This window comes from Mycobacterium paragordonae, assembly GCF_003614435.1.
Classification (GTDB): Bacteria; Actinomycetota; Actinomycetes; order Mycobacteriales; family Mycobacteriaceae; genus Mycobacterium; species Mycobacterium paragordonae.
This window is the reverse complement of record NZ_CP025546.1, coordinates 1,926,296-1,951,523: the sequence shown is the minus strand read 5'-3', so window position 1 is coordinate 1,951,523 and position 25,228 is coordinate 1,926,296. Positions and strand designations below refer to the sequence as shown.

The window sequence follows — 25,228 nt, the reverse complement described above, 5'->3', positions numbered from 1 at the left end:
TTTGCCGCCTTGCACAGGTCTGGCTCCACGACTATTTCGGCTTTGTCGTCGAGGTCTTGTCGGGCACGCACGTCTCGGGATTGTGCTCGCAGTGATAGCCGGTCCCAGGGCAGGAAACGCAGTACGGCGTCGGCTCCGGAAACGTCGTCGATCCCGCGCCACGCGAGTTGCCGCAGGCGGCCACCAAAATCGTTGCCGCAAAGACGAATAGCCAGCGCAAGAACATTTTTCGCTCCTCTCAGAAGCAACTCGTTCGCGGTTTCCGCGGGTTAGGTCGCCGCTGGGCGGAACGCGGCAAACGCCGTTACGCTCGCCGCCGCCGAAAGTGTGCGAACCATGTCACGTCCTCGATCTTGTAGCGCGGGTGCTGAATTCGTGAAACGTCACGTTCCCGCATCCCAGTGCTGTTCGAGAAGGGCCTTTTGAACCAAGCGCGGAGAGTCTTAGGGCCCCGATATTCGCAGCAAGGGTCCAATTACTCTTTTTAGAGCCATTGGGAGCCCCGACCGGCCGCGGCTATGAAGGCGGTTGCCAGCCCACCGGAAACCAGCCCGCGCGTGCCCAGCCGACCGCGTTAGGGCCGCCGGTCCGGAACGGGCCCATCGGAGTATCGATCGGTGTGGCGTCCGGTGCTACTTCGCTGCCCGAATGCAGGAGGGCGCTATGCCATTGCGGCTCGGCCGAGGTTTCGTCGCTGACGTACATGCGGTACACCCAGTCGTTCGACACGCCGATCGTGGGCGCGTTGGTCGTGTGGGTCTTCATCCACTCCATCATGTCGACGCGGATCATTCCGCAAACGTCCCAAAGCACCCCGCACTGGACATTGACGAAGTCTCCGAGGGGCGTGCTCACCCGTTGCCCACCCTGAACTTCGAGCGGAGTACCGCCGGTGTCGTACAGCACGCCACGCCAGCCCTGGCTCCTGGTATCCGGTGCAACCACAGCCATTTCGTACAGCAGGCGACCTGACGGGTCGGCCCGCGCGGTGCTCGGCATCAGCAATCCCCCGAGCACGGCCACTGTCAAAAGCAGCAGGGTCCACAGCGGTCTTGCGGGGCGACGCGCACTGTCGTACCCCCGCACAACTCTCGTGTCCAGGCAAATGCCTGAAGAGCTGAGAGTCGACACACCTCCCTCGGACGGCGATTGACAATCCGCCAGTCGCCAATACCATTGTTCAACAATGGAATTAGTCGCTAGTGAGGGAGGCCGCAACTGAACATGTGGCAGCCATCTCGACAAAAGCGCCGGCACCAGCCCTAGCGGCGATACGACAGCTGACAAACCTGACCTCATGATGGCTTTCCCTTCGTCCGCGATGTGGGCAATCGTCCGTGAACTCCCCGGTAAGGGGCTAGGACCGAAAGTCCTTTTGCGGAGAAGTGGTCAGGTCCGCGATGCGGGGTTTTGGCGGCGCGTTCTCGTAGCGAAAGGGTCGAAACTATCGGAAGCCATCTAAATCCGTTGCGGTGGCTGGCAATCCGGCCCCTTGCGGTGGCCGGAGCCGTCGCGACGATCGCCATCGGTGCGGCTCCGACGGCCGGCGCCGGCCCCGAAGAACAGCTCAGAAGTGTGCTGCCAGCCGGGTATGGCCCCGCTTCGTGCCAGTCGCCGGACAACCCGTCCTCACCAACGGGAGTGCCGCAGTCGACGCATGCCCTGGCCGCCCTTGAATGTCGGGACAATTCCCTGCCTGGCGGCCCGACCTATGCCTACTACAGGCTGTACGGGGATCAGACCACGCTGGATAAGGCCTTTTCGGGGGAAAAGGGCGCCAGTCGCCAGGCGTATTGGTGGTTTCTGCCGTGCCCCGGCCAGGAGGGAACCGGTCCTGCAACCTGGCGTGACAACCGCGCACCCGACAAGGTCGCCGGGTGGGTGGTGTGCGGCAAGGTCTACGGGCCGGTGCACGGGAACCCCGAGGCGAAGTCCATCATGTGGACGAGGGATGCCGACCTGCTCCTCAGCATTGCCGAAGGGCCGGATCTCGCCAGTTTGTATGACTGGTGGACTCGCAACAGGTGAGCTCTCTACGGCGCTGCGAAGATGACTGTGGTGTGACGGTTTCCCAGTAATACCCGCGAGACCGACAGGCCATGTGCCGACTTAGTCTTGAGGTCGAGGTGTGGCCATCCGGGTGGTGGGCGTAAGCGCCTCCTGCACAGCCCTTTCCATCGCAATCAGGTCCGCACCGGCACACCCTACGATCGACGTTCGATCACCAACACCGTGGCTTTGCCTTGGTTGGCGCCAAAGACAGGGCTGCTGACGTAGACGGTATGGGCGCCCGGGTCCACCGCCAGCGTGTGGAGCGTTTCCTTGCCAGTGGGCAAGTGCACGGTCGCGGTGACAGTGCGGGTCGCACCGTCGATCACGGACATCGTCTCGTTGTAGTCGTAGGTGACGTAGACGCTCTGGGTACCCGGGTCCACCGCCAGGTCGTACGGGTACGCGCGCATCGAGCCGTTGTCGATGTGCAAGGGCACGGTGGCGGTGACGGTGCGCGTCACCCCGTCGATCACCGACACACCCTCGCCCGCGCTGACGTAGACGGTGTGCGTGGACGGGTCGACCGCCAAGTTGTCCGGATGGGGTCCCTCAATGGGAACGGTGGCGGTGACGGTGCGTTTCGCGCCGTCGATCACTGCCACGCCGCCGAGCGTGCTGACGTAGACGGCATGGGTCTCTGGGTCGACCGCCACGTCGTCTGTGTCACCGTTCAGGGACATGGTGCCAGCGACGGTGCGGGTGGCCCCGTCGATTACCGAAATCGTGCCGTCGCCGTAGCAGAACCCTGCGTTGCCGCACCGACGTCCGGTGGTGACGTAGACGGTGTGGGTACTCGAATCCACCGCCAGGTCAACGGGGCCGGCGCCGACGGGCACGGTGGCGGTCACGGTGCGCGTCGCCCCGTCGATCACCGACACCGTGTTGTCAGCGTTGGCGACGTAGACGGTGTGGGTGCTCGAGTCCACCGCCAGGCCTGCCGGACTCTTGCCGACGGGCACGGTGGCAGTCACGGTGCGCGTCGCCCCGTCGATCACCGACACCGTGTTGTCAAGAGCGTTGGCGACGTAGACGGTGTGGGTGCTCGGGTCCACCGCCAAGCCGAACCCGCCGCCTTCGACGGTTATGGTGGCCGCGACGGTGTAAGGACCTGGCCCGTTGGGATCAGGCTTGCTTGTCGACGACGCAGCCGGTGGGGAGCTCGCGGTCGAAGCCTGACCCCCGGTCGAGCCCCGGCATCCAGCTAGGACCACCGCGAACACGACGGCTGCGATGACCGCGAGAACGCCGGTGCGCGCGGGGATGCGGGCCGGCCGCGGATTTTGGCGAGTGGGTCGGCGTTGCAGCCTGACGAGGCTTGGGAAGAGGGCCGGGCTTTTCACAATTCACTCTCCAGTGCGTTCGAATGTGTCGTCGAAGTCGTAGGCGCTGTCGCACCGGGTACCGCCGGTCACCTGTTGGTGGGCGCGCCCTTTGAGGACGGGAATCGGATCCTGCGGCGCAGGTGGCAACGAGAATTCCCGGATATCCGCATAGCGCCCCGCGCCACCGCTCGCGCAGATGACGTCGCGTTCAAAATTCACGGTCCATTTTTGGCCCGCAAAGATCAGCGGCGTAAAGTCCAGCGCAGTGTAGACGAGACTCATACAGCGGTCTCCGCTGCGAACGCAATAGGTCTTGACAGTATTGCTGCGGGTGTAGGTTCCCGTTTGTTCTTGCATTGTCTCCAGATATTGACCGTGTAGTCCCTGGGCAGGGGACGCGTGTCGCGGCGGTTGCGCCTCGGGGTCGGCCCCCTGAAAAGGCGGATCGACGTTCCCGCTGCGGCGGAATGTCAGAATTTGCTTGGCAGGCAAGCTAGATCCCCGAATCCCAGGAGCGCCGCACTGGATTTGAGGGACCTCGAGATATTCGCCGGACAATGTCCCATCGGGACGGGGTTGCAACGTGAAGATCACCCAAACATCGGTGCTGACGGTGTCACATGTGCCTGGTGTCACCGCGACCGCCAGCCATCGTCCGTCGATCTCGTCAAACACCAAAGCTGACAATTTGGAGTTCAGTCGGCCATATGCTGCGGTCGCCACACATCCACTAGCCCGGCACGTGGACCGGATTGACCATGGTCCGTCATATTTTTCGGTCACCACATTCCCTTGATAAGCGTTGCCGAAAATGTCAGTCCGGGGGCCGAATTCATCAATGAAAGTGCCATCGAGAGCACCCGCGGGTCCGGCGTTGCTACGGCCGGGCCTCGCCGTCGATTGTTCTGCAGCCCGGCGCGAGAGGACGATGACGGCCGCGATCGATGCGGCGAACACCACGACGACCAGAACGGCGGCAAAGATGCCGGCGCGGCCGGTCCGGCGGCGCCGTGGCACGGCGGAGTCTGCGTCATGCTCAACCGAGGTCTCGGCCACCGAGCCCTCCCCAGAGTCCAGCTCATAAGCCGACTCACCGTAAGGCGCGATTGCCCACTCGCCATAGGCACCTTTGGCACCAAAGACGAGGACAAAGGTCCATTCGGCTCGGGCGCATTCGGCCAGGGCCAGGAGCGAAGTCGTTTGTCCTACAGCACCGCAGCGATGCCGCACTCGACTTCGCCACACGCCATTGGCCCGGCAGGCTTGACGCTTCACCAGGCCGGCACGACTACCACTCGAACTCTTTCTTTATCGGAAGTCCCGGGCAGGCTTCGATGTAGTCGATATCGGGCGACACCCAGACTTGCCACAGCCTGCGGCTCATATTGGTCGAGAGCTTGGCGCACAATGCCGACGCCGCGTCGGAATAGTTGAGCCATAGCCGGACGGTCCCGTCCTCACTGCCAGACACGAGAAAAGATCCGTCGGGGCTGAATGCCACGCCCGTTACGTCCGCGGTGTGGCCTCGCAACGGGGCGCCGACGGGCTGTGCGATGCCGTCACCGCCGGAGGCGATCCACGCTGCTATTGAGTAGCCCGGTAAAACGCGCGGGTGATGTCGGCCATGAGGGCCGAGCTGTCTTTGCTGTTGGCCATCCCGCGGACGAGTATCACCAGGACGAAGGGTTGCGGCCCGTAGACGATTGCCGCATCGTGATGGATTGCTTTGAGGGTGCCGGTCTTATGGGCGACGGGAATGGTGGGGTCCAGGCCGGAAGGGATGCCGTCGTTGATGTGCTGGCGTTTGAGGATTTCGACCATTTGGCGGGATGCGTCGGAGTCGACGACTTTGCCCTCAGCGATGGCACTGAGCAGGATCGCCAGTGCGCGTGCGGTCGTGGTGTTGTTGAGACCCAGGTCGTAGGCCTTGTTGTCTTCGACGCCGCGAAGCACGTTCATGCCATCGGCACCGAGTAGATGAACGGTGGCGCGAATGTTCTCTATGCCGAGTTTCTTGATAAGCAGATTCGTTGCGAGATTACTGCTCATCGTGATCATCAATTCGCACAGTTGGCGAAGGGTTCGGGTCTGGCCCTCAGAGCTGTAGAGGTCGGTGGAGGCATCGTTAGCAGGATCAAGGTAGAAGGCCGAGCCATCGACAAGAGAGAAAAACTCATTGTGGATGAGGAGCGGATCGTCCAGGGTGAGCTGGCCTTGATGCGCCTGATGAAAGAGCTCGATCATCACAGGGACCTTCATGGTGCTCGCGGCGTGGAATGTGTCATCGGGCTGGTAGGACCACTCCGATTCACCGCCCAGGAGACGGAAGAAAACAGCGACATCGGCGGGCGCGGCAAGGATGCGTCGTTCGACTTGACGTTCGGCGCCGGCCAGTGAGTAGATCCGGGGCGCGGATGAGGGTACTGCCATCGACGCCAGCAAGGCGAAGACGAGGGCGGCTCGAAGCTTCCGGAGTACGTCTGGGCTCGTTCGCCTGCAACTTGGCACCGGTTACCTAACTAGCGGTGCAAGTGACGCTGGTATGCGAAGGATCTACCGGACATTTGCCTGTTTTTGTGTCAGCCATGTCTGTTTTCCCGTCGTCTCACCAGACGGCGACTGCTAACGAAAAACTGCCTCACGGCTCGGCCGCCACCTCTACGACGCCATCATCAGGCCCCAAATCGGAATGCGGCAGGGACTTTTGACCCCTAGGTGCGCGGCCTTTGTACGTAAGACTCGAGGACGGATGTCATAGGGACACGCGTCCGGTGCTAAACCCCGCGCTCGACTGGCAACAGTCCTCGATCGACGGCGCTGACCAGTGCGGCATGGTCTTTTTCGGTCTGATCGGCGTAGCGCCGCGCGAACTTGCACAGCGCCTTGTCAACTCGATCGGAGCTCCCCAGGTAACCGGCAATCATCGAGGCACCGCTGGTCCTGGCGTGTCCCTTGGCCAGAAGCTGACCCACCACGCCGGCGTAGTCAGTCAACGCCGCCGCGTCGATTGCCTCTAAAGGGATGCTTCCCTTCATGTTTCGGAATTGGCGCACGTAGTACTGCAAGCCGTCAATCGTGGTCCAACCCAGCAATGGATCGCTCACCGTCTGCAGTGACTGCTGGTATTCCACAACCCGCTGTCCCTGGTGAGCGTGCCATGCCGATTCACCGTGCACGTAGCGAGCGAGCACCGATCGACGAGCTTGCTTGAGCTGTAGGAAAACAACGTCATCTTCCGATGAGCCTTCCAACAGCGCCACGTAGGCGCGCAGACCTACACTGCCCACTCCGACGACCTTGTGTGCAACGTCGACCAACGTGTAGCCACCGAGCACGCGTTGCCAGTACGAGGGCAGGGTTTCGAGATACTCGTCGAGTGCCTTCGCCAGTAATTCCGATTCACCGGAGGACAGTTGTGTGATCAGAGGTGGTTCCTCGACAATTTTCCGCTCGCCCGCGACCTCGTGGGTGAAGCGCGGCAACGCCCGGTCGCCGGTGCGGTGGCGCGCCCGCTTGGCCGACCTCACGACCTGTTTTCTGAGCCGGCCTGACGTATCGGCTGCCAGCCTGTCAACATCAAGCCTCACGAAAGACCTTGTGAACAAGGGCAGTTCGGCGAGCCGCCGCAATTCCTTGCGGTAGGAACCCACACAGGATCGGACGGCATCGCAGCAGTGGTCCTCCGACGTCCCGTTATTCCGCCCGGCGACCCAGATACTCGCGGCCAACCGCCGCAGGTCCCACTCCCAGGCGCCTGGGTGGGCCTCGTCGAAATCGTTGAGGTCGATCACCAGATCCCGCTCAGGAGATGCGTAGAACCCGAAGTTGCCGAAGTGCGCGTCACCGCACACCACGGGGGTGATTCCGGTCGCCGGCAGATGCGCGACGTCCTCGGCCATCACCACCGCGGCGCCGCGCAGAAAGCCGTACGGCGAGTCGACCATGCGACCGACCCGGATCGGTATCAGCCGGTCGACCCTCCCCTGGTGACTGACGTTGACGAGTTCGACGGGGTCGGGACGATCAGATGGCGCCGTCCATTCAGCGAGCGACCTACGCGGCACCCGCTTACGCAGACTTTTGCCGAGGGCGTAGCGCTCGGCCCGCGTCACCGGCCGCTGTCGTAACGACCGATACGCGGTGCCGTCGGCATCGGCGAGTACGGTATGCGCGCTGGCAACTGAATCGCGATCCATATCGGCTTGATACCCCAATCGTGACGGGGTAGTCCAGGGCCAGTTGGCGGCCTCAGACGGTGGCGGGGCGCCCAAGCCCGACCCGCAACCCTGACCGATTTACGAATTGTGCTCGACACTGCGACAACTCCGCGCTCGTCAACATCTCCGTCGACCCCCGACGCCCAGGCCGCTGGCGGACTCCTTGGACAACTAGGCTCCGAAAGCGCCCGCTAAGCCACCCGGCCGCTCACGTAATCAGCTGCTAAGCAGTGTCTTTCGGTCCTGATCTACCCTTACGCCGGGGCTTGAGTTGACGGCCCAACTCCCCGCTGATGTCAGTGGTCGTCACGACAAGGGCAGTCATGAACTCGATGAGTTCCATTTGGCTGACGCTGATTTGGTGTCGATACCACTGCGTGACGAGTTCAAGTAGACCGCTGATGACGGTCAACGCCGTCAGCCTGAGGTTTTCGTCGGTTCCGGCGGCATCACCGAGTAGTGCCCGTGCTTGGCCGATCATGATCTGAACAAGAACATCGATGATCTCGTGACGCCGTTCGACGAGCGCCTCGGCGGTCTGTAGCTCGATCAACAGCCGTGATCGCCGTGGATCCTCGTCAATGAATGCGAACGCGAACTCGAGGACCGCCTTCGCGCGGGGTCGCAGTTCGTGTGGCGAGTCGGCGACCGTCGCCATGATTCCCGTCAGTGCGCGGTGGAATTGGTCATCGAAAGTGGCGAGCAGTAACGCCTGGCAGTCGGGAAAGCTTTCGTAGAAGTAGCGGTCGTTGAGTCGTGCACGTGCGCTGATGGCGCGTACCCGTAGGTTGCCCACACCGTGTTCGGCAATGGCGTCGAGGACCGCCTCCATCAGTTGACGGCGGCGATCTTCACGCCGTTGATCTGCGGTTCGGCCGCGATGCATGGCCATCGAAGTGTGAACACTCCTTCAACTCCGCCGACACGGCTTGCGTTGCCGCGTCGGTTTGGTGAAGGATATCACCAACGACTTTGGTGAAGAGCTTCACCACTAGGGGAGGAGTCGACAAGTGACACGCGATGACCAGACGCTCAGACATCCGGCAGCGTTGCGGGCGTTTCCGCCAGGTGAAACACCGACGGCACAGGTTGAAGTTCGGCTGCTCAGATTCTTTTTCGCAGCGGACATTTCTTATAGCCCGAACACGTTGGCTCCTCGGTTTCCGTCCGGTGGTAGGTCCGCGGCGATGGCGGCGATCTGTCTGACGATCGGAGCGATCTGGTTGTCGATCGCCGGTGGTTTGTTGTGATGGATTCGGACGGCGCCACGACGGAAACCCTTGAGTCACCGCGAAGTTGCCCGACTGGCGGGAGCCCGTCGCGTGAATCCACCGGTGAATACAGCACTCGCCTGGCGGCGCTCGGTGCATTCGCCGTGCGGCACAAGACTCTGGTGATCGGCGCGTGGATCGGCGTGGCGGTGATCCTGGCCGTGGTCTTCCCGCAGTTGGAGACCGTCGTGCGTCAACAGTCGATACAGCTGCTCCCCAATGACGTCGCGTCATTTCGCGCAGTCGATGACATGGCGGCGGCATTCAACGAGCGGGGCGCCAAGACCACGGTCGTCGTCGCAATGGAAGACCCGGCCGGTTTGACCCCGTCGGCGCGGCAGCGCTATGACACGGTTGTTTCCAAGCTGCGCGCCGACCGCGCGCACGTGCTGCTGGTACAGGATCTCCTAGCCGACCCGATCACCCGGACCGGTGTGGTGAGCACAGACGGAAAAGCCTGGTTCCTTCCGGTCGGGATCGCGGGCACACTCGGTGACCCCAAATCAGCCGCGTCGGTTGATGCGGTGCGCGCGACCGTCGCCTCGGTATTCGCCGGGTCTGCGACTACCGCGCATGTGACCGGACCCGCCGCGACCTTTCATGATCAGATCGCGGCCGGCGAGCACGATGCGCTGATCGTCTCGGTTGTCACCGCCGTTCTCATCGCGCTGATTTTGCTTCTGGTCTACCGATCGATGTTCACCGCACTGCTACCGCTGCTGGTCATTGGCGTCAGCGTGGCCGTCGCCCGCGGTGTCCTGTCGGCGCTCGCTCAATTCGGTGTGCCTGTCTCACAATTCACCATCACCTTCCTGGTTGCCATCCTGTTGGGCGCCGGGACCGACTACACCGTGTTCTTCATCAGCCGCTACCACGAACAACGACGACAAAACGTCGATCCAGAACAGGCGATCACCCATGCGTGCGGCAGCATTGGGCGCGTCATCCTTGCCTCGGCTGCCACCGTCGCGTTGGCTTTCGCCGCAATGGTTTTCGCCCGTCTCAGTGTGTTCAAGGGCGTCGGCCCCGCGTGCGCTGTTGCCGTGCTGATCGGTTTTCTCGCCACCGTGACGCTGCTCCCGCCGGTCTTGGCGCTCGCCGCCAAGCGGGGCATCGCCGAGCCCCGCGCCGACCTCTCCCGCCGGTACTGGAACCGTGTTGCCGTCGTGGTAGTTCGGCGACCGGGGCGACTGCTGGCCGCCAGCCTGGTCGTGCTCCTGGCTCTGGCCGGCGTCGTGGCCGGGATGCGGATCACCTATGACGACCGGGCGGGCCAACCCGCAAACACGGGTAGCAATCTGGGTTACCAGCTGCTAGACCGACACTTCCCCAAGGACACCGTCCTCAACGAATTCCTGCTGGTGCGATCCAGCACCGACATGCGCACCGCAAAGGGCCTGGCCGACCTGGACGAACTAGCGTCACGGGTCGCGCAGCTCCCCGGGGTGAAGCGGGTTTCCGGAGTCACCCGCCCCACCGGAAAGCGGCTCGATGAAGCGCAATTGTCATGGCAGAACGGACAAATCGGCGACAGAATGGCTGGCGCGGTCGCCGACGGACAAGCCCACCGAGACGACCTTGCCAAGCTCACCAATGGAGCCGACCAACTCGCTGCCGGCCTCGGCCAACTCGACACCACACTGCGGCGCGCACTGGCTCCGCTGACCGGCCTGCTCAGCCAAGCCCAAAACGCCGGCCAGCAGTTGCAGAACGCCCGTCCGCTGCTGCAACAACTCGACGCCACCGCGCCGAGTCTCGATCAAGCCGTGCGCAGCGGCGCGGGACTACGGACACTGGCCGAACGAGCCGCGACCGCTATCGCGGTCATCGAGCCCCTGGTCCAGAGCCTCGACGCCTCGCCGTGGTGTGCCACTACCCCCGAATGCACGCAACTGCGCGACGAAACCCGGGTACTCGTCACGCTGCGCAACGGCGGATTCTTCGATCAGATCGCCAGCCTGAGCGACCAATTCAGCCAGAACGCATCCCTGGCCAGCACACTCACCGGCATCCACAGTGCCGCCACCACCATGCAACAAACCCTCGGCGCCGCAGGGAACCCCGCGGACCTCGTCGGCAACGTCCACCGCCTCCAAGACGGCGTCAGCCGTCTCGCCGCAGGCGCGCAGGCACTGGCAACCGGAGTTCGCACCCTGGCCGACAGCAACATTCAACTGCTCGGCGGCATGAGCAAGATCGCCACCCAGCTGCAGAACTCCGCACGTGCCACCTCCGGATCAGACTCCGCTGCTGGCTTCTACCTGCCGCCTGATGCACTCGGCGATCGTCGATTCGGAGATCTAGCACGCCAATTCGTGTCCCCGGACGGGCGCACGGCCCGGTTCGCCATCGCCTCCTCCTTCGATCCCTACTCTGCCGACGCCATGGCCTTGAACCGCACCATCGTGGACACGGCCAACGCCGCCAGACCCAACACGTCGCTGGCGAACACTGTGATCTCCATGGTCGGCTTTCCCGCCGTGAACTCCGACCTGCAACATCTGCTGTCCAACGACTTCAACCGCCTGGCCACCGCTACCCTGCTGGTCGTCGGGATCGTCTTGATTCTGCTGTTGCGTGCTCTGGTCGCCCCGCTCTACCTGCTGGGCACCGTCGTGTTGAACTATTTTGCCGCCCTGGGATTGGGAGTTCTCGTGTTCCAGTACGGGCTTGGTCACGACATCGCCTGGCCGGTACCGCTTTTGGCCTTTATCCTGCTGGTCGCCGTCGGCGCCGACTACAACATGCTGCTGGTATCCCGACTCCGTGAAGAATCCACCAGCAACATGCGCGTCGGCGTCCTACGCACCGTCGCCAACACCGGGTCCGTCATCACCTCGGCAGGAATCATCTTCGCCGCCAGCATGTTCGGCTTGATGATCGGATCAGTCGGCATGATGATCCAAGCGGGGTTCATCATCGGATGCGGGCTTCTGCTGGATACCTTCGTCGTCCGAACCGTCACTGTCCCTGCCATCGCCACGCTGTTGCGTGAGAAGAGCTGGTGGCCACATCGATGAGGTGAGCCGGCCGGGATACGGAGGACGAATACTCGACTGGCCCGACGACCACTCCCTGCGCAGTGGACCGACACCGAACTCTGGATTCTCGCCGCCGCCGACACGACGGCCAGCTTCATACGGTCCCGGCGATGTCGCCGCACGATCGCGTTTTTCGCCGGCGCGGGCCGCGTGACCACCACCGGCCACTACGCTCCCATTAAGACCGGACCGGCCATGCATTGAACGCCGGTCACCAAAGAACCTCTCCGCCAGACTATTCGACCGCAGCTACTCGAAAGAAGCACAGAACGGCAATGAGTGAGCCAACAAAGAAGATCACGGTCATCGGCGCCACCGGACTGATCGGGCGCCAACTCGTCCCCCTGCTCAGCAAGGCCGGCCACGAAGTCACCGAAGCGACCCGCGCCTCCGGCACCGACGTCCTCACCGGCGAAGGCCTCGACAATGCTCTCGTCGGCGCCGACGTCGTCATCGACGTGATCAACTCCGCCACCCCCGAAGACTCCTCCGAAGCGTTCTTCACGCAGACTTCGGCCAACCTGTCCGCCGCCGCCGCCAAGGCCGGCGTCGGACATTACGTCGTCCTGTCGATCGTCGGTGCGGACGTGTTGGCCGCCGACGCCGGGTACATGCGCGGCAAGATTGCCCAGGAGACGGCGGCCGCATCCTCGGGACTTCCCTGGACAGTCCTGCGGGCCACGCAGTTCCACGAACTAGCCGAACCCATCACCGACTCGCTCACGGTCGCCGACGAGGTTCGCGCCCCGGTGGCTCTGATACAGCCCATTGACTCCGCCGAGGTCACGGCGATCCTGGCACGCATCGCGACCGGCAAATCGCTCAACGCCATCCACAACATCGGCGGCCCGCAGAAGATGTCATTCGCCGACATGGTCCGCGCGGTCCTGTTCCATCAGAGCCGCACACTCGACGTCGTTGAAGACCCGTCGGCGACGTACTCCGGGCTGCACATAGACGAAACAACGCTCGTCACTGACGATGACGCCGAACTTGGCACTATGCGGCTGGCCGACTGGCTGGCGCGGCGCTGACCCGCTCGGCTTCTTCCGATGACTGTCAGCTGCGCAACAAACGGTCCATGTCCAAATGAGTGGAGCTAAGGGGACTCGAACCCCTGACCCCCACACTGCCAGTGTGGTGCGCTACCAGCTGCGCCATAGCCCCAAGATGTCGTGCTCATCGAAGCTACACCACCGGCCACACGCGTTCAAAGTCGCTGGTGAGCAAGGGGTGATATCACCCGCGATATCCAGTTCGCTGCGGACGCACCACTTCCCTGGAGGTACTGGTGTGACGCATGTGACGCTCGGCGCCTATCCGATGACGCCGTTGACCAGCTCCCGCGCCACCGCCTGCACCTTGGCCAGATGCTCCGCCCCCAGGAACGACTCGGCGTAGATCTTGTAGACGTCCTCGGTCCCCGACGGCCGGGCGGCGAACCAGGCGTTCGCTGTCACGACCTTCAGCCCGCCCAGCGGCGCGCCGTTGCCGGGCGCGGTCGTCAACTTCGCCACGATCGGCTCGCCCGCCAGTTCCGTGGCGGTCACCTCCGAGGCCGACAACCGCCCCAACCGGGTTTTCTGCTCCCGGTCGGCCGGCGCATCCACCCGGGCATACACCGGCGCTCCGTACTCGGAGGTCAACTGCGCATAGCGCTGCGACGGCGTCAGACCGGTCACCGCCAGGATCTCCGAGGCCAGCAGCGCCAGGATGATCCCGTCCTTATCCGTGGTCCACACCGAGCCGTCGCGCCGCAGGAACGACGCCCCCGCCGACTCCTCACCCCCGAACCCGATGGTCCCGCCGATCAGCCCGTCGACGAACCACTTGAATCCGACCGGCACCTCCACCAGCTCCCGGCCGATGCCGGCCACCACCCGGTCGATGATCGACGAACTGACCGCCGTCTTGCCGACGCCCACTCCGGCCGGCCACGACGGCCGGTGGGTGAACAGGTAGTCGATCGCCACGGCCAGGTAGTGGTTCGGGTTCAGCAGCCCTCCGTCGGGCGTGACGATGCCGTGGCGGTCGGAGTCGGCGTCGTTGCCCGTGGCGATCTGATAACGGTCCCGGTTCGCTATCAGCCCAGCCATCGCGTCCGGCGAGCTGCAATCCATCCGGATCTTGCCGTCGTGATCCAGCGTCATGAACCGCCACGTCGCATCGACCAGCGGGTTGACCACCGTCAGATTCAGGCGGTGCCGCGAGGCGATCTCAGCCCAGTAGTCGACGCTGGCCCCACCCAACGGATCGGCGCCGATGCTCACGCCGGCCGCGCGGATCGCGTCGATGTCCACCACATTGACCAGGTCGTCGACATAGGCACTCAGATAGTCATGGCGTTGCACCAGACTAAGAGCCCGCGCCAGCGGCACCCGGCGCACCGATGACAAGTCCCGCAGAATCTCGTTGGCGCGCTTGGCAATCAGGCCCGTCGCGGCGCTGTCGGCCGGACCACCGTTGGGCGGGTTGTACTTGAAGCCCCCGTCGGCCGGCGGGTTGTGCGACGGCGTCACCACAATCCCGTCGGCCAGCCCGTCGGTGCGACCCCGGTTATAGCTCAGGATGGCATGGCTCACAGCCGGTGTCGGTGTGTACCGGTCTCGCGAATCAACCACGGCGACAACATCATTGCCGGCCAGCACCTCCAGCGCCGACACCCAGGCCGGTTCCGAGAGGCCATGGGTGTCGCGGCCGATGAACAACGGCCCGGTGGTCCCCTGCGCCGCGCGGTACTCGACGATGGCCTGAGTGGTCGCGAGAATGTGCGCCTCGTTGAAGGCACCGTTCAAGGCCGAACCCCGATGGCCCGAGGTGCCGAACACCACCTGCTGTGCGACGTCGTCGGGATCGGGCGCAATCGTGTAGTACGCCGTCACCAGGTGCGGCAGGTCGACAAGGTCTGCGGGCTGGGCCGGCTGACCGGCTCGCGGGTTGGCCATGGTCAACAATTCTGCCCGCTAGCCGCTACACGCTTTAGGCTGCGTAGGCGCACAGTTGGCAGACCGGAAGGAAACAGCCCGTGGCACGGCCTGACTATCGCGAGTTGGCGGCCATCTTCGCCGGCGGTGCGCTCGGCTCGCTGGCCCGGGCCGCCCTGGCCACGCTCGCCGTCCCCGATCCGGGGCGATGGCCGTGGCCGACCTTCGTGGTCAATATCGTCGGCGCTTTCCTGGTCGGCTACTTGACCACCCGACTGCTGGAACGGCTGCCGTTGTCGAGCTACCGGCGCCCGCTGCTGGGAACCGGATTGTGCGGTGGCTTAACCACTTTCTCCACCATGCAGGTCGAAACCGTCAGGATGGTCGAACACGGTCACTGGGTGCTGGCCCTCACCTACACCGTCGTCAGCATCGCGCTGGGACTCGTGGCGGTATACCTGGCCACCGCCCTGGTACGCCGGGTGCGCATCCGATGACGACGGTCCTGGTCTGGCTCGGTGTCATGCTGATCGGCGGCATCGGATCGGTGACGCGGTTCCTGGTGGATCGCACGGTGGCCCGGCGGGTGGGCCGCCCGTTCCCGTACGGCACGCTGACCGTCAACATCACCGGCGCGGCCCTGCTGGGTTTCCTGACCAGCCTGGCCCTGCCTAAGGACGTGTCCCTGCTGATCGGCACCGCGTTCGTCGGCGCCTACACCACGTTCTCCACCTGGATGCTGGAAACTCAGCGCCTCAGCGAGGAGCGCCAGATGCTGGCCGCGTTCGCCAACATTGCCGTCAGCGTCCTGCTCGGACTGGGCGCGGTGCTGCTGGGACAACGGATCGCGGGGCTGGTATGAGCGAGAAGAGCCTGAAGCTGACCGCCTACTTCGGCGAGCGGCAGCGCGCCCTCGGCAACCCCCGACGATTCCTGGCCGACGAAATGCTGGACCTCTTCGGTGCCCGCAGCGTGGCGACCAGCGTGATGATGCGGGGAGTCGCGAGTTTCGGCCCCACCGGTGGTCTGCACAGCGACGTTTCGCTCAGCCTTTCCGAGGATCCGCCAGTGACGATCGTCGCCGTCGACGTCGAATCCAAGATTCGCGGTCTCGTGAACGACGTCACCGAAATCACCGGCCACGGGTTGGTGACGCTGGAACGTGCGCGCCTGATCACCCGCGACAGCGGCACCGATGCGCTCAGTGAAATCGACAGCCGCACCGGCGACGCCGCCAAGCTGACCATCTACGTGGGCCGGCAGGTGCGCGTCGCCGGCAAGGCGGCCCACCTGGCCGTCTGTGAGGTGCTGTACCGCCACGGATTCGCCGGAGCCACAGTACTTCTCGGCGTGGACGGCACCGCGTACGGTCAGCGCCAGCGGGCCAGGTTCTTCGGCCGCAACGTCAACGTGCCGCAGATGATCATCGGCATCGGCCTGCCCCCGCAGGTGTCGGCCGCGGCCGCCGAACTGGCCACCCTGTTGCCCAACCCACTGCTGACCATCGAGCGGGTCCGGCTGTGCAAACGCGACGGCGAATTGTTCGCCCGCCCGCAGGAGCTACCACCCACCGACAGCCAGGGACGCACACTGTGGCAGAAGCTGATGGTGCACACCGCCGACGGCGACCACGATGACGGCCAGCCGATCCACCGAGCGATCGTGCAACAACTGATGCGCGCCCGAACGGCAAGGGGTGCGACCGTGCTGCGTGGCACCTGGGGCTTTCACGGCGACCATAAACCACACGGGGACAGGCTGTTTCAGCTCGTTCGCAAGGTGCCGTTGATGACCATCGTGGTCGACACCCCCGACGCGATCGCCCGCAGCTTCACCATCATCGACGAGTTGACGGCCCGCCACGGGCTGGTCACCAGCGAGATGGTGCCGGCGGCCATGTCACTGGACGGCACGCCGCGAGTGCCCGAGACACCGCTGGCCGAATACGACTATTGAGACTCCCGCAGGCGCGGTATGTCATCCAGCGTGCGAGGCAGCACGTAGAGCGCACGGCGCTGATCCAGGCTGTCGTGTTCGCACAAAAAGACGCAACCGCCCTTCTCGCAGAACTCCCGCAGCGGCGCATTGCGATGTTCTGGGTCGAACATGATCCGGCGGCACTGCGGGTCGGCATTGAAGACACTGGCCACGAAGTGCGGCAGCAGCAACAGCACCACGCCCTGACTCAAGACTTTCAGATCGGCCATTGCCAGCCGAACTCCCAGATCCGAAGGGTCACACTCGTATTGGGTCGAGACCAGATCTTTTGCGGCCCGATATAACTCGACATAGCCGTGATCCACCCCGTCGATGCTGCCGATGAACGGCCGGCAATAGTCGCCGGCGAGTTGTGCGCGCAGACACTCGCGCCACTGGGACGCCGACCAGGGCTGGCCCCAGTTGCGCACCAATCGCGGATCGCTCATCCATTCGGCGATCAGTTCGGCATCGGTATCGGGATCAGCCAGCCGGCAGGCATAGGGTGACGGCACCTCGGGCGTCGGGGGCGCCGGCACGCGGCGAATCTCGTCCGGAAGATCGGCCAGTTCTCGCGGTAACAGCTTCATAGCGCGGATTTCCATTCGTCTGCCAAAGCCGAAATCCAGCCGGGCACAGCGTCGGCGCTGTCCGGCGGCGTCTCCACCAGTACCAGCTCGTCGACACCTAGCTCGGCCAAAGCACCGACATCATCTACCCGGGCTGCAGCCAAGGCTACCGCCAGCCGCAACCTCGCCCGGTCACGCCCCGCCTCTATACACAGCTTCTCGAGTCGCCCGACCCGGTCCCGAACCTCCTCGACACCGTCGAGGTTGAACCCGTACCACCCGTCGCCCCAGTCAGCGACCCGGCGCAGCGCAGCGTCGCTGTTGCCGCCGACCACGACGGGGATTCCCTGTCCAGCAACGGGTTTCGGGTTCACCCGAATCGAATCGAAGGCGACGAAGCGTCCGTCGAAAGACGCGACCTCCTCGCGCCACAGCGTGCGCATCGCGGCGACGTATTCCGCGGTGCGCGCGGCGCGTCCCTGGAACGGCACGCCGAGCGCCTCGAACTCCTCCCGGGACCACCCGACGCCGATGCCGAGTGTCAGCCGGCCACCGCTGAGGCGGTCCAGACTGGCCGCCTGCTTGGCCACGATCACCGGGTTGTGCTCGGGTAGCAGCAGCACACCGGTGGCCAGCCGGATCCGCGACGACGCGGCCGCGGCAAAGCTGAGCGCAATCACCGGGTCCAGCCAATCCGCCTCCGCGGGAACGGCAATCGCGCCGCTGTCGGAGTACGGGTAGCGGGACTCGGAGTCGTCCACCATCACGACGTGTTCGCCCGCCCACAACGTGGCGAACCCGTGGCCCTCCGCCGCCGCGGCGACGGCGTCGATCACCGATCGGTCAGCGCCGGACCCGATCCCCAGCGCATGCAATCCCAGCTGCATCCCACGATGGTCTCACGTGAGTCAGCGCCTCTCGAGGAGCTTCGCCAAGACGGCCACGTGACTGCCCTCCACCTCGCGGGTCGCGGTGACCAGTGTCACCACGCCCTGCCGGGCCAGCTCGCGAAGGTCCTCCAAGGCGGGACTGCCGGCCAGTTCGGCCTCGTAACGCGCCGCGAACTCGTCGAACCGCTCCGCCTGGTGGTGGTACCACTCCCGCAGTTCCCTGGACGGCGCAACATCTTTGCGCCAGATGCCCACTCGCGGGTCGTCCTTGCGGATGCCGCGCGGCCAGATGCCGTCGACCAGCACCCGCTGGCCATCGTCAGGATCGACGTCGTCATAGATCCGCGCCATCTTGATCTGACTCTTGGCCGGCATACGGTTAGCGTATCGGTCGCCGATCGTTTGTCACACAGCCGAATTCACTACGTATTGCTCAGCTGAGTGTAGTTGCGACAGTAGCTGTTGACCCCCGCCTGCCCAATCGTTCTCGCGTCGGTTTTGCTGAAGCTTCCTGGTCCGGCGGCGATCATGTCGACTGCAGCGTGCCACTGCTCAGTGGTAGGACTCTGGTCCAACATCGCACAGGCCGCGTGCGCCTCGCCGATCAGCACTTGCAGCGGAACATGGCTCTGATTGTTGATCCCGGCCTGTGCGAGATATTTCCCGAAGTTGGCGTCCTCGGGGCTCAGGTTCGGATCGGCTTGGGCCACCGGACAGATCAAGACCGCCAGCACGCTCACCGATGCTGCCAAGGTTGCTAGGTGCCTCATCGTCAACCTCCAAAAATGGCTAGAAGCAGACGTTACGCCGGTGCTGACGAGTTCGGAAGCGGTTAGCCGACCAGCTCGACCTGACGACCTCAGTAGTGGTAGGTGTCCGAGGGTGCCGGCGAGTGCACCTGTTCGTCCTCGAACTCCGATGCCACGATGCCGTACGAGCGGGCCAGGTCGAGGATCTTAGTGGCGCGGGCGATGCGGGGCAGGTCCGACCCGTTGCGGATCTCTCCCCCGTCACGTTCGAACTCGGCGAAAAACTCTTTCGCCCAGCCGATTTCGTCCTGGGACGGGGACAGGCCCTCATTGACGACGGCGCATTGGTCCGGTGACAGGCAGATTTTGCCGGTCATGCCGAACTCGACGGAAACGGCGGTCGCCTCGATCAGTTTCAGCGGGTTGGAGCCGATGGTGGGGCCGTCGATGGCGCTGGCCAGCCCCGCCGCCTTGGCGGCGATGGTGAACCGGGAGCGCGCGTAGGCCAGCGTCGCCGGTTCTTCACCGAAGCCGGTGTCGCGCCGGAAATCGCCGATGCCGAAGGCGAGCCGGAAGGTGCCCTTGGCTGCCGCGATCTCGGTGATGCGCTCCAGACCGCGGGCCGTTTCCACCAGCGCCACGATCGGCACGTTCGGCAGGCGCTTGGCGGTCTCGGTGACGTGGTCCACCGATTCGACCATCGCCAGCATCACCCCGCCGACCGGGGTGTCGGCCAATCGCGCGAGGTCGTCGGCCCACCAGGGAGTGCCGAAACCGTTCACCCGAACCCAGTCGTTGTTGTCGGCGCCCAGCCACCGCACCACATTGTCCCGGGCGCTGACCTTGTCCTTGGGTGCCACCGCGTCCTCGATGTCGAACACCACGATGTCCGCGCGAGAGTGCGACGCGGCCTGGAACCGATCGGCGTGCGTGCCGTTGACCAGCAGCCAACTCCGGGCCAGAACCGGATCGATACGTGAACCGACGTCGGCGGGATCCGTCGCGTCGTAATTGGCCTGGTCATACATTGCGTGCTGTGCCGCCTTCTCGTGCCGGTCGGTGTCGGACTAGTCGCCACATACCGTAGACCGCGCCGAAGCCCGGAGCTGCGGCACCTACGACGCAGCCTCCCCAAGCAGTGCCAGCCCGAGATCGAGCGGCTCGATCTCGACTCCGGCGAGGTCGGCGTTGAAGTCCGGTCCCATCAAGTCCCCATTCTCATGCATGTGCCGTAGTGGTCCGCTGAGAAATTCATCCAGGTCAAGGGCGGCGGGCGTCCTGTCCGCCCAGGGCCCGTTGGCGTGCAGCCGGGCATAGGCGGCGGCCGAGTAGACAAGATGGACGACGACGGGTTCGCCATCGGCGCCTTCGTAGTGGTTCGATTCGACCCACGCGCCCTGCATGTCCTGGTCTATGAGCAACCAGACCTTTCCTTCAGCGCGTACCCGCGCCAGGAACCGCTGGTAGCGAGCATCGAGTTCCGCATTCAGGTGCAAAGCCACGCCTTACCGTACTGATAAAACAATGTCCTATAGACATAGTGTGAGGTAGCTCGCATTGCTCGTCGCGCGGTTCCCGGTCAAGGTGTTCAGAACCACCGACAGGAGTAGCGGCATGGTGTTGGATGGCGGGGTGGGAGATATCAGCCGCAGTCGAACCATAGCGGCACAGCCTCAGGCGATTTGGGATGTCCTGGCCGACTTCGGCGCGCTGAGCTCCTGGGCCGACGGCATCGACCACTCCTGCATCCTCAACCACGGCCCCGACGGCGGGCCGTTGGGCACCACGCGCCGGGTACAGGTGGGGCCCAACACCCTGGTGGAGCGCATCACCGAGTTCGACCCGCCCGCGACGCTCGCCTACGACATCGAAGGACTGCCGGCCCGGCTACGGCGGGTGGCCAACCGCTGGACACTGCGCGCGGTGGGAGCCCAGACCGCAGTCGCACTGATCAGCACTGTCGAGGTCGGGACCGGGCGGCCCGCCCGGATGGCCGAATGGGTCGCGCTGCGGGTCCTGGCCAAGCAGTCCGATGCGCTACTAACCGGGCTGGCCCAACGAACGGAGAACGCGCATGTCTGACCGCCCCGACATCGTCATCGTGATGACCGACGAAGAGCGGGCGGTGCCGCCGTATGAGTCGGACGACATACTCGCCTGGCGGCAGCGGACGCTGGCCGGCCGCCGCTGGTTCGACGAGCACGGGGTGAACTTCACCCGGCACTACACCGGTTCGCTGGCCTGCGTGCCGAGCCGCCCGACCATCTTCACCGGCCAATACCCCGACCTGCACGGCGTCACCCAGACCGACGGCATCGGCAAGCGCTTCGACGACTCGCGGCTGCGCTGGCTGCGCGCGGGCGAGGTGCCCACCTTGGGCAACTGGTTCCGCGCGGCGGGCTACGACACCCACTACGACGGCAAGTGGCACATCTCGCACGCCGACCTCGAGGACCCGGAGACCGGCGGCTCCCTGGCCACCAACGACGACGACGGCGTCGTCGACCAGGCGGCCGTGCAGCGCTATCTCGACGCCGACCGGCTCGATGCGTACGGCTTCTCGGGCTGGGTGGGTCCCGAGCCGCACGGGGCGGGGAACGCCAACAGCGGCTACCGCCGCGACCCGCTGATCGCCGACCGGGTCGTCGCCTGGCTCGAGGACCGGTATGAGCGGCGCCGTGCCGGTGACCCGGAAGCGATGCGCCCGTTCCTGTTGGTGGCGAGCTTCGTCAACCCACACGACATCGTGCTCTTCCCGGCCTGGGTGCGGCGCAGCCCGATCCAGCCCTCCCCGCTGGACCCGCCGCCGGTGCCCGCGCCGCCCACCGCCGATGAAGATCTGTCCACCAAGCCGGCCGCGCAGATCGCGTTCCGCGAGGCCTACTACTCCGGGTACGGTCCGTCGCCCGCGATCAGCCGCTCCTACAAGCGCAACGCGCAGCGCTACCGCGACCTGTACTACCGGCTGCACGCAGAGGTCGACACGCCGATCGACCGGGTGCGCCGAGCGGTCACCGACGGCGGCTCGGAGAATGCGGTGCTGGTGCGCACCTCCGATCACGGTGATCTGCTCGGAGCGCACGGCGGGCTGCACCAGAAGTGGTTCAACCTCTACGACGAGGCCACCCGGGTGCCGTTCGTGATCGCCCGCATCGGCGCAAACGCGACCCAGGCGCGTAGCGTTGCCGCTCCGACGTCGCACGTCGACCTGGTGCCGACGCTGCTCGGCGCCGCCGGTGTCGACGTCGATGCGGTGGCTGCGCAGCTTGCCGAGTCGTTCTCCGAGGTGCACCCGCTGCCCGGCCGCGACCTGATGCCCGTGGTGGACGGTGCTGCGGTCGATGAGAGCCGCTCCGTCTATCTGATGACCCGCGACAATGTGCTCGAAGGCGACACCGGCGCTTCCGCGCTGTCCCGGCAATTAGGCCGCGACGTGAATCCGCCTGCGCCACTTCGCATCAAGCTGCCGGCGCACGTCGCCTCGAATTTCGAGGGCCTGGTCGTGCAAGTGGCGGCTGAGGATGGCGGCTCGGGACATTTGTGGAAACTGGTGCGCACCTTCGACGATCCGGCCACCTGGACCGAACCCGGCGTACGTCACTTGGCCGCCAACGGGATTGGCGGCGAGGCTTACCGCACCGACCCGATCGATGACCAGTGGGAGCTCTACGACCTGACCGCCGATCCCGTTGAGGCACAGAACCGTTGGGCCGACCCCGACCTGCACGACTTGCGCCAGCACCTACGGATGCAACTCAAGCAGGCCCGAGCGTCGTCGGTGCCGGAGCGCAACCAGCCGTGGCCTTACGTCACCCGGCAGCCTCCGACCGGCGAGTCGGAGGGTCTGGTGCGCCGGGTGTTGGGGCGGTTTCGCTAGTAGTCCGCCGCCGAGATTGCCCTCATGGTCGCGCTTTTGCGGCTGTGACGACCGTGGCGGCAATCTTGACGAAGCTGCGCCAGCCAGTGACCTCGAGATTGCGGTAGCGGTCGCGATTCAGCGTCGATCGCAACCACAGCGGCGATCTCGAGGCAGCACCGGCGGGCGCTGACGCAACGAGTTCGTTCGTGCGAAGGTTGCAAGATGCCGGACAGCGTGGCGGTGATCGGGGCCGGTCCCGGCGGACTGGTCGCGGCGCGCTGGCTGCTGGCGCAGGGCTCTGAAGTCGCGCTCTTCGAACAGGGGCCGACACTCGGTGGGCAGTGGGCAGGCCTGGACGGCAGCAGCGGCGTGTGGCCGCACATGCGCACCAACAGCAGCCGGATCCTGAACGCTTTCAGCGACCTCCCGCCCGGCGAAGGCGCCGCCTATCCTTCGAACCGCGACATCCTGGCCTACCTGCACCGCTACGCCGACATGTTCGGCATCACCTCGCGAATCCGATTGGGCACCCGCGTCGATCTGCTGCGGCGCACCGGCAACGCATGGTTGCTCGGCCACTCCGGCACCAGCGAACAGTTCGATCGCGTGGTTGTGGCCCCTGGCAGGTTTCATACCCCTGCTATCCCGAATGTCCCAGGGCTGGAACAGTTTTCCGGCCAGCTCGGTGCGACGTCGACGTATCACTATCGCGGGCCGGCGCGCTACCAGGGCAAGCGCGTACTGGTGGCCGGCAGCGCGATCAGCGCTCTCGACATCGCGACAGAGCTTGCTCACGGCGGCGCGGCGCGAGTGACGGTCACCCAGCGACGGCAACGCTACGTCCTGCCGAAGTTCGTGGCCGACGTCCCCTCGGATCACCGGATGTTCACCCGCTACCACGCACTGGCCGGTGAATTGCTACCGGCAGATCAATTCGACTGCCAGTTAAAGGAATTCGTGATCGAGGCCGGCGGAGACCCCGCCGACTACGGGGCGCCGGCACCTCATCCGTCGATGGCGATGGCGGGTGTCACGTTGAACGACGGATTTCTGCCAATGGTCGCCGCGGGCCGAATCACGGTGCGGCCGTGGATGGAATCGGTCACCGGATCACGCGTGACCTTCGCCGACGGACGTGCCGACGAATTCGACGCGGTGGTGCTGGGCACCGGGTACCGGCTGAGCCTGCCGTTCCTCGATGAGGGCATCCGGGCGGTGCTCAACGTCGGCAGCACCCACTTCGACGCGGACCGCTACACCTTCCACCCCGATCTGCCCGGGTTGGCATTCGTGGGTCTGTGGGATCAGTCGGGCGGATACTTCGTGCCGCTGGAGCTTCAGGCCCGATGGATCGCATACACCTGGAGCGGCGCTGTCCCTGCTCCCCACGTGCCCGACCCGCGAACATCAATAGAAGCCGGTGGCGGCAAGACCCGCATGGACCGCGTCGTGCTGACCTTCGCCCGCGCGGCCGGAGTGGAGCCGCGGCTGGACAACTGGCCGCAGCTGCGTCGCGCCCTGCTGTTCGGCCCCCTGGCACCGAGCTGCTTCCGCCTTGAAGGCCCGGATGCATGCCCGGACGCGCCACAACAGTTCGGCCGCGACGCCGGGGCGTTCGGGGCGATTACGTCGAACGAGCTGACCGACGACGAACGCAGCCGATGGTCGCTACTTGAGCCCGCGGTCCACCTGTAGTTCGGGGTGTGCGCGTTGCTGACGCGCCGCATAGAGGATCGAGCCCGCGGTCTGGAACGGCACCGTGTCGCGGTGGGCGGTGGCGATGGGCAGGTCGGCGGCCCGGCGCAGCATCATCAAGGCGAGCGTGCCGTTGGTGGAGTAGGGGACGATCAGCACGTTCGCCAGCGCGTCGGCACCCGTCACCGTCATCACGTGCTGCTGCTTGTGCTGCCAGCCCTGCCAGTTCAAGTCTGGCGGTCGTTGCAGCGGCGGCCAGTTGACCGCGATGCTGGTGATCTCGCCGAGTCGCGCGCGCAGCGCCAGGATGAGTTCGGGCAACTCAACGCCGATCCGGTCGGTGCGGGGCCACCACGCCCCGTCGATGTCTTTACCGAGCTCGGTCGCCAGAGTCAGGCGTATCGGGGTGGACTGGCGCCGCACCCCCAGCGCTTGGTTAACGGGGTTCACCGGGGCTGTTCCTTCGTGCTCGGCATCGTCGGCCCCGCGGGTGCGGGACGACGGAGGAATCGCATTGCCCTGAGGCACGGCCCGTAGCTGACTACTGGTCACCATCGCTGACAACGAAAAGGCTCGCGCTTGACGCTACGCCACCGCCAGAGCCCTCTCGCTGGGGGTCGCGAATGGGGATCGGCCACCATTACCTGCGGCATAAGGGAGGA

General features: G+C 65.0%; 25 protein-coding genes and 1 tRNA gene. 9 read left to right on the top strand and 17 right to left on the bottom strand.

Going from position 1 to position 25,228, the window contains the following annotated elements; genetic code table 11:
- Positions 1-31: 31 nt before the first annotated feature.
- Both C0J29_RS32770 and C0J29_RS09160 read right to left on the bottom strand, forming a co-directional pair.
- Positions 32-226 (bottom strand): hypothetical protein, encoded by a 195-nt coding sequence (locus C0J29_RS32770; protein WP_133436640.1) that lies wholly within the window; start codon positions 224-226, stop codon positions 32-34.
- Between the two features lie 290 nt (positions 227-516).
- Positions 517-1,029 (bottom strand): hypothetical protein, encoded by a 513-nt coding sequence (locus C0J29_RS09160; protein ID WP_162951426.1) that lies wholly within the window; start codon positions 1,027-1,029, stop codon positions 517-519.
- A 438-nt stretch (positions 1,030-1,467) separates the two neighbouring features.
- Between C0J29_RS09160 and C0J29_RS09155 the strand changes: the two genes are divergently transcribed.
- The gene (locus C0J29_RS09155; RefSeq protein WP_162951425.1) at positions 1,468-2,028 is read left to right on the top strand and encodes a hypothetical protein; all 561 of its coding nucleotides are present in this window, start codon (positions 1,468-1,470) and stop codon (positions 2,026-2,028) included.
- A 176-nt stretch (positions 2,029-2,204) separates the two neighbouring features.
- Here the strand turns inward: C0J29_RS09155 and C0J29_RS09150 are convergent, their stop codons facing one another.
- The 6 genes from C0J29_RS09150 to C0J29_RS09125 form a co-directional block, all read right to left on the bottom strand.
- Entirely contained in the window at positions 2,205-3,104 is a 900-nt protein-coding gene (locus tag C0J29_RS09150) for a YncE family protein (RefSeq protein WP_242460626.1), read from the bottom strand.
- A gap of 291 nt (positions 3,105-3,395) precedes the next feature.
- A complete protein-coding gene (locus C0J29_RS09145; RefSeq protein ID WP_120792115.1) occupies positions 3,396-4,430 on the bottom strand; it encodes a hypothetical protein in 1,035 nt (344 codons plus the stop codon).
- 232 nt (positions 4,431-4,662) lie between these two features.
- Positions 4,663-4,905 carry a WD40 repeat domain-containing protein gene (locus C0J29_RS33640; protein ID WP_276322739.1) on the bottom strand — a complete coding sequence of 81 codons (243 nt, stop codon included), beginning with the start codon at positions 4,903-4,905 and terminating at the stop codon, positions 4,663-4,665.
- A gap of 53 nt (positions 4,906-4,958) precedes the next feature.
- Positions 4,959-5,804 carry a serine hydrolase gene (locus C0J29_RS09135; RefSeq protein WP_162951423.1) on the bottom strand — a complete coding sequence of 282 codons (846 nt, stop codon included), beginning with the start codon at positions 5,802-5,804 and terminating at the stop codon, positions 4,959-4,961.
- Between the two features lie 344 nt (positions 5,805-6,148).
- Complete coding sequence (locus C0J29_RS09130; RefSeq protein ID WP_120792112.1) at positions 6,149-7,570, bottom strand: DUF2252 domain-containing protein; 1,422 nt, start codon at positions 7,568-7,570, stop codon at positions 6,149-6,151.
- Positions 7,571-7,814: 244 nt separating this feature from the next.
- Positions 7,815-8,423: a TetR/AcrR family transcriptional regulator gene (locus C0J29_RS09125; RefSeq protein WP_232004073.1), complete on the bottom strand. Its 609-nt coding sequence runs from the start codon at positions 8,421-8,423 to the stop codon at positions 7,815-7,817.
- Positions 8,424-8,840: 417 nt separating this feature from the next.
- On the opposite strand from C0J29_RS09125, the gene C0J29_RS09120 reads away from it, so the two are divergent.
- Both C0J29_RS09120 and C0J29_RS09115 read left to right on the top strand, forming a co-directional pair.
- Complete coding sequence (locus C0J29_RS09120; protein ID WP_120792111.1) at positions 8,841-11,882, top strand: MMPL/RND family transporter; 3,042 nt, start codon at positions 8,841-8,843, stop codon at positions 11,880-11,882.
- Between the two features lie 296 nt (positions 11,883-12,178).
- A complete protein-coding gene (locus tag C0J29_RS09115; RefSeq protein ID WP_120792110.1) occupies positions 12,179-12,937 on the top strand; it encodes an SDR family oxidoreductase in 759 nt (252 codons plus the stop codon).
- Between the two features lie 60 nt (positions 12,938-12,997).
- On the opposite strand, the gene C0J29_RS09110 is transcribed toward C0J29_RS09115, so the two are convergent.
- Positions 12,998-13,070: transfer RNA gene (locus C0J29_RS09110), tRNA-Ala, on the bottom strand.
- A 149-nt stretch (positions 13,071-13,219) separates the two neighbouring features.
- Positions 13,220-14,848: a phosphoglucomutase (alpha-D-glucose-1,6-bisphosphate-dependent) gene (gene pgm / locus C0J29_RS09105; RefSeq protein WP_120792109.1), complete on the bottom strand. Its 1,629-nt coding sequence runs from the start codon at positions 14,846-14,848 to the stop codon at positions 13,220-13,222.
- 80 nt (positions 14,849-14,928) lie between these two features.
- Here pgm and crcB (C0J29_RS09100) point away from each other — a divergent pair, with 80 nt between their 5' ends.
- Genes crcB (C0J29_RS09100) through C0J29_RS09090 form a run of 3 tightly spaced genes read left to right on the top strand, consistent with a single transcriptional unit; the run spans position 14,929 to position 16,783 of the window.
- On the top strand, positions 14,929-15,324 hold the full coding sequence (gene crcB / locus C0J29_RS09100; protein ID WP_120792108.1) for a fluoride efflux transporter CrcB: 396 nt from the start codon (positions 14,929-14,931) through the stop codon (positions 15,322-15,324).
- Entirely contained in the window at positions 15,321-15,689 is a 369-nt protein-coding gene (crcB, locus tag C0J29_RS09095; protein WP_120792107.1) for a fluoride efflux transporter CrcB, read from the top strand. Before crcB (C0J29_RS09100) ends, crcB (C0J29_RS09095) begins: the two co-directional genes overlap by 4 nt.
- Positions 15,686-16,783: a DUF190 domain-containing protein gene (locus tag C0J29_RS09090; protein WP_120792106.1), complete on the top strand. Its 1,098-nt coding sequence runs from the start codon at positions 15,686-15,688 to the stop codon at positions 16,781-16,783. The genes crcB (C0J29_RS09095) and C0J29_RS09090 overlap by 4 nt, the downstream gene beginning before the upstream one ends.
- Here the strand turns inward: C0J29_RS09090 and C0J29_RS09085 are convergent.
- The 6 genes from C0J29_RS09085 to C0J29_RS09060 form a co-directional block, all read right to left on the bottom strand.
- A complete protein-coding gene (locus C0J29_RS09085; RefSeq protein WP_277950712.1) occupies positions 16,777-17,394 on the bottom strand; it encodes a GNAT family N-acetyltransferase in 618 nt (205 codons plus the stop codon). The two genes, C0J29_RS09090 and C0J29_RS09085, sit on opposite strands and share 7 nt — an antisense overlap.
- On the bottom strand, positions 17,391-18,260 hold the full coding sequence (locus C0J29_RS09080; RefSeq protein WP_120792104.1) for an LLM class F420-dependent oxidoreductase: 870 nt from the start codon (positions 18,258-18,260) through the stop codon (positions 17,391-17,393). Before C0J29_RS09080 ends, C0J29_RS09085 begins: the two co-directional genes overlap by 4 nt.
- Before the next feature lie 21 nt (positions 18,261-18,281).
- The gene (locus C0J29_RS09075) at positions 18,282-18,638 is read right to left on the bottom strand and encodes a DUF488 domain-containing protein (protein ID WP_120792103.1); all 357 of its coding nucleotides are present in this window, start codon (positions 18,636-18,638) and stop codon (positions 18,282-18,284) included.
- Positions 18,639-18,685: 47 nt separating this feature from the next.
- Positions 18,686-19,003 (bottom strand): DUF732 domain-containing protein, encoded by a 318-nt coding sequence (locus tag C0J29_RS09070; protein ID WP_065043058.1) that lies wholly within the window; start codon positions 19,001-19,003, stop codon positions 18,686-18,688.
- Between the two features lie 119 nt (positions 19,004-19,122).
- Positions 19,123-20,040 carry an HpcH/HpaI aldolase/citrate lyase family protein gene (locus C0J29_RS09065; RefSeq protein ID WP_120792102.1) on the bottom strand — a complete coding sequence of 306 codons (918 nt, stop codon included), beginning with the start codon at positions 20,038-20,040 and terminating at the stop codon, positions 19,123-19,125.
- Positions 20,041-20,127: 87 nt separating this feature from the next.
- On the bottom strand, positions 20,128-20,514 hold the full coding sequence (locus C0J29_RS09060) for a DUF2750 domain-containing protein (RefSeq protein WP_065162200.1): 387 nt from the start codon (positions 20,512-20,514) through the stop codon (positions 20,128-20,130).
- A 112-nt stretch (positions 20,515-20,626) separates the two neighbouring features.
- Here C0J29_RS09060 and C0J29_RS09055 point away from each other — a divergent pair, with 112 nt between their 5' ends.
- From C0J29_RS09055 to C0J29_RS09045, 3 genes are all read left to right on the top strand, one after another.
- Positions 20,627-21,094 carry an SRPBCC family protein gene (locus C0J29_RS09055; RefSeq protein ID WP_120792101.1) on the top strand — a complete coding sequence of 156 codons (468 nt, stop codon included), beginning with the start codon at positions 20,627-20,629 and terminating at the stop codon, positions 21,092-21,094.
- Complete coding sequence (locus C0J29_RS09050; RefSeq protein WP_120792100.1) at positions 21,087-22,889, top strand: sulfatase-like hydrolase/transferase; 1,803 nt, start codon at positions 21,087-21,089, stop codon at positions 22,887-22,889. Before C0J29_RS09055 ends, C0J29_RS09050 begins: the two co-directional genes overlap by 8 nt.
- Positions 22,890-23,093: 204 nt before the next feature.
- Entirely contained in the window at positions 23,094-24,566 is a 1,473-nt protein-coding gene (locus tag C0J29_RS09045; RefSeq protein WP_120792099.1) for a flavin-containing monooxygenase, read from the top strand.
- Here the strand turns inward: C0J29_RS09045 and C0J29_RS09040 are convergent.
- Positions 24,540-25,016: a DUF5994 family protein gene (locus C0J29_RS09040; RefSeq protein WP_232004076.1), complete on the bottom strand. Its 477-nt coding sequence runs from the start codon at positions 25,014-25,016 to the stop codon at positions 24,540-24,542. The genes C0J29_RS09045 and C0J29_RS09040 overlap by 27 nt on opposite strands.
- Between the last annotated feature and the right edge of the window lie 212 nt (positions 25,017-25,228).

Excerpts from the sequence above, each read along its gene's own strand:
- C0J29_RS32770 (WP_133436640.1), bottom strand. The coding sequence starts at position 226 with ATGTTCTTGCGCTGGCTATTCGTCTTTGCGGCAACGATTTTGGTGGCC.
- C0J29_RS09135 (WP_162951423.1), bottom strand. The coding sequence starts at position 5,804 with ATGGCAGTACCCTCATCCGCGCCCCGGATCTACTCACTGGCCGGCGCC.
- C0J29_RS09130 (WP_120792112.1), bottom strand. The coding sequence starts at position 7,570 with ATGGATCGCGATTCAGTTGCCAGCGCGCATACCGTACTCGCCGATGCC.
- C0J29_RS09125 (WP_232004073.1), bottom strand. The coding sequence starts at position 8,423 with ATGGAGGCGGTCCTCGACGCCATTGCCGAACACGGTGTGGGCAACCTA.
- C0J29_RS09120 (WP_120792111.1), top strand. The coding sequence starts at position 8,841 with ATGGATTCGGACGGCGCCACGACGGAAACCCTTGAGTCACCGCGAAGT.
- C0J29_RS09115 (WP_120792110.1), top strand. The coding sequence starts at position 12,179 with ATGAGTGAGCCAACAAAGAAGATCACGGTCATCGGCGCCACCGGACTG.
- pgm (WP_120792109.1), bottom strand. The coding sequence starts at position 14,848 with ATGGCCAACCCGCGAGCCGGTCAGCCGGCCCAGCCCGCAGACCTTGTC.
- crcB (WP_120792107.1), top strand. The coding sequence starts at position 15,321 with ATGACGACGGTCCTGGTCTGGCTCGGTGTCATGCTGATCGGCGGCATC.
- C0J29_RS09090 (WP_120792106.1), top strand. The coding sequence starts at position 15,686 with ATGAGCGAGAAGAGCCTGAAGCTGACCGCCTACTTCGGCGAGCGGCAG.
- C0J29_RS09085 (WP_277950712.1), bottom strand. The coding sequence starts at position 17,394 with ATGAAGCTGTTACCGCGAGAACTGGCCGATCTTCCGGACGAGATTCGC.
- C0J29_RS09080 (WP_120792104.1), bottom strand. The coding sequence starts at position 18,260 with ATGCAGCTGGGATTGCATGCGCTGGGGATCGGGTCCGGCGCTGACCGA.
- C0J29_RS09075 (WP_120792103.1), bottom strand. The coding sequence starts at position 18,638 with ATGCCGGCCAAGAGTCAGATCAAGATGGCGCGGATCTATGACGACGTC.
- C0J29_RS09065 (WP_120792102.1), bottom strand. The coding sequence starts at position 20,040 with ATGTATGACCAGGCCAATTACGACGCGACGGATCCCGCCGACGTCGGT.
- C0J29_RS09055 (WP_120792101.1), top strand. The coding sequence starts at position 20,627 with ATGGTGTTGGATGGCGGGGTGGGAGATATCAGCCGCAGTCGAACCATA.
- C0J29_RS09050 (WP_120792100.1), top strand. The coding sequence starts at position 21,087 with ATGTCTGACCGCCCCGACATCGTCATCGTGATGACCGACGAAGAGCGG.
- C0J29_RS09045 (WP_120792099.1), top strand. The coding sequence starts at position 23,094 with ATGCCGGACAGCGTGGCGGTGATCGGGGCCGGTCCCGGCGGACTGGTC.